This is a genomic window from Bacillus lumedeiriae, assembly GCF_044891285.1.
GTDB classification, from domain to species: Bacteria; Bacillota; Bacilli; order Bacillales; family Domibacillaceae; genus Pseudobacillus; species Pseudobacillus lumedeiriae.
The window spans coordinates 1-629 of record NZ_JAUIYO010000044.1 but is presented as its reverse complement, the minus strand read 5'-3'; the positions used below and the strand labels follow the sequence as shown (position 1 = coordinate 629).

3 tRNA genes and 1 rRNA gene are annotated in these 629 nt (G+C 52.8%); all 4 read right to left on the bottom strand.

The window, feature by feature from the left end:
• Positions 1–225: 225 nt before the first annotated feature.
• Positions 226–318 (bottom strand) — tRNA-Ser (locus QYG89_RS17025).
• A 9-nt stretch (positions 319–327) separates the two neighbouring features.
• Positions 328–401, bottom strand: a tRNA-Met gene (locus QYG89_RS17020).
• Between the two features lie 16 nt (positions 402–417).
• A tRNA-Ala gene (locus tag QYG89_RS17015) sits at positions 418–493 on the bottom strand.
• A 36-nt stretch (positions 494–529) separates the two neighbouring features.
• A 5S ribosomal RNA gene (gene rrf, locus QYG89_RS17010) occupies positions 530–629 on the bottom strand; the annotation flags it as partial.

Genomic DNA, 629 nt, shown 5'->3' with positions numbered 1-629 from the left:
AGGATTTGAACCTGCGACCTTCGGGTTATGAGCCCGACGAGCTACCGAACTGCTCCACCCCGCGACGTTGTGAATAAATAAATGAACTATTTCATGTCCGAGAAAATAACCGCCCCGATTTCGGAAAAATAAATCAAGATGAAGCTCAATCGGTGCGCTGAAGCGGATTCGGAGAAGCTTATTCGAACGTGCTCCACCCCGCGACAATATAATTGGGAAATGAAATGGCGGAGGAAGAGGGATTCGAACCCCCGCGCGGTTTAACCCGCCTGTCGGTTTTCAAGACCGATCCCTTCAGCCAGACTTGGGTATTCCTCCATATATAAATAGCGGCGGAGGGGATCGAACCCCCGACCTCACGGGTATGAACCGTACGCTCTAGCCAGCTGAGCTACACCGCCATAGTAAAGAAAATATTGGTGGAGCCTAGCGGGATCGAACCGCTGACCTCCTGCGTGCAAAGCAGGCGCTCTCCCAGCTGAGCTAAGGCCCCATAGTGTTACAAAATAAAAACCCCTATTGGGGATGTGCCTGGCAGCGTCCTACTCTCACAGGGGGAAGCCCCCAACTACCATCGGCGCTGAAGAGCTTAACTTCCGTGTTCGGTATGGGAACGGGTGTGACCTCTT